We start from the raw sequence: 2,099 nt of genomic DNA on the forward strand, positions 1-2,099 counted from the left end.
TTGCTAGACCTTCTCCATCTGAACGCTCGGGACTTCATTCGAAGGCCCGAAACAATACTCATGAAGGCTGCCGGACTGGATCGCTGCCTGGGCCGCCTTATAGCCGGCTTCAACGGCCTCTTCGTAGGCTTCCCAGTCCCTCAGCTCGATGTCGCGAAGATCGGGCAGAACCAGCATGTCGACGAGCTCCCGCCCGGCAATCGGGTTCACGCTGACGGTCGCAGACCGCATGAGTAGCCCGGCAATCGGCGGGGCGGCCGAGAAGCCATTCTTCCACACCCAGCGCAAAAATCCGGGCGGATTGGTGAAGTCTTCGGCTTTCAGGCCTTGAGGCGCGCGCGCGACGTCAGAGCCAACGACGATGCCGCGATGAAGTTCGCGCATCACATCGGTCGGGAAATTGTTGAGCACGGCGCCATCGACCAGCACTTCTCCATCATCAATGACAGGCGGCAGAATGCCCGGCAGCGAGATCGTCGCCCGCAGGGCCTTCCTCAATGAGCCGCGCCTATGGATGCGGTATGTGCCATCCGTCAGATTGGTGGAGACCGCAAAGAACGGAATGGCGAGGTCGCAGATGTCGGCCTCGCCGAAATGCTCCTGAAGGCGGCGGTTGACCCGCTTGCCGCGAACCATGGCGACGACGGGCAGGTTGAAGTCGCCGAGCGGATTGGACTCCACGAAGGCCTTGCGGATCCGCATGTCGATCTCTTCATCATTCCAGCCCATCGCGACGCAGCCCGCCACCACAGCGCCCATGGAGGCGCCGCCAACGAAATCGATCGGTATGTTCGCTTCCCTGAAAGCGCGCACAACGCCGATATGGGCATAGGCGCGGGCTCCGCCGCCGGACAGGACGAGCCCGACCGAGCGGCCTGCCATGATCCGCGCGAGGCGCGCGCAATCGGCTTCATCCATGCCATGCCAGTGAAAGGCCCGCGCAGCGCCGGCGGCATCCAGCCATTCCACAGGCTGGGAAACCCGGCGCTCAGAGCCATGATGAAGGAGAAGAACATCGATCAGCTTTAATGATTTTGCCGGTGAGCCGTCTGGCGGCATCAGCGGAATAGAGGGGCGCGCATCGGCGCGTCCAACGACCCAGATCCTGTCGGCCTGCCGGATGGACAGCCTGTACCAGGCAGAGCCGCCGACAGAGGATGTCAGCATCACGACATCGTTCTCGGCCTCCAGCTTGTCGAAGAAAGACGCAGGTTTTTCGTCGCCTTCGGTTTCCGAAACGATGCGGGATTTGAGCCCCAGCTTGTCGAGGGATCGCTTGATGGCCTTGGCGCGCAGCGAGAGATCGATCGTCGGCGAGGTAGCGACCAGGGCGAACACTTTGGGCGCATTGCGGCGATTGGGTTTGCGGCCCTCGCGCAGACGCGTCAGCATCAGCCGGATCATGGAATTCAGGATTTCGGGTTCTGCCTTGATGATCCTGTCAAAGCCGGCGCGCGAGATTTCCAGGATTTCAGTATCGCGCAGCGCATAGACAGAACTTGTATGCGGGGCATTGTCGGCGATCCCGTCGCCATCCTCGTCGATCGAGCCTTCGAACAGTGCCATCTCGCCAACCGGCTCGCCGGCGCGGATATGTCCGATAAAGTCGCTGCGCCCGTCAGGTGTTGTGCGGAAGGCGCCGAGCGATCCTGACAGGACGAAGTAGATGGAACTTGCTATGTCGCCGGTCTTGAACAGTTCCCAGCCTGCCGGCAGTGAAAACCAGCGCGCCTCGCGCCCCGCGGCTTTCAGCGCGCGCTTTGGGACATCTCCCAGAAATGGGATGGATCTCAGGGTTGGAGCAATATCAAGACTCATATCACCAAATGTGCTGTTCCCAGGGCCATCTGAAAAGGCCTTTCCCGCTTTTGTGTGGCTTGAGGGACGTATGGATTTGAACATGACCATAGTTCGGGATGACATTACCTCTTTGCGGCGATAGTGCTGCAAGAAACAGTCCAAGGGAGGGCAAATGCCCGTACTGAAAACCAAGCTCGATACGGCCGGGACGAAATTTTCCGCCAACCGCCGCGCCATGGAAACACTTGTCGGCGAATTGCGTGAAAAGACCGCTAATGCGGCGCGCGGCGGCTCTGATC

The 2,099-nt window shown here is 60.6% G+C and carries 1 protein-coding gene; it reads right to left on the reverse strand.

Going from position 1 to position 2,099, the window contains the following annotated elements; all coding sequences use genetic code 11:
• Positions 1-3 precede the first annotated feature (3 nt).
• Positions 4-1,818, reverse strand: a complete 1,815-nt coding sequence (locus WA989_RS00755; protein ID WP_424338624.1) for a patatin-like phospholipase family protein — start codon at positions 1,816-1,818, stop codon at positions 4-6.
• Positions 1,819-2,099: the final 281 nt, after the last annotated feature.

The organism is Henriciella sp. (assembly GCF_049649345.1).
Taxonomy (GTDB): Bacteria; Pseudomonadota; Alphaproteobacteria; order Caulobacterales; family Hyphomonadaceae; genus Henriciella.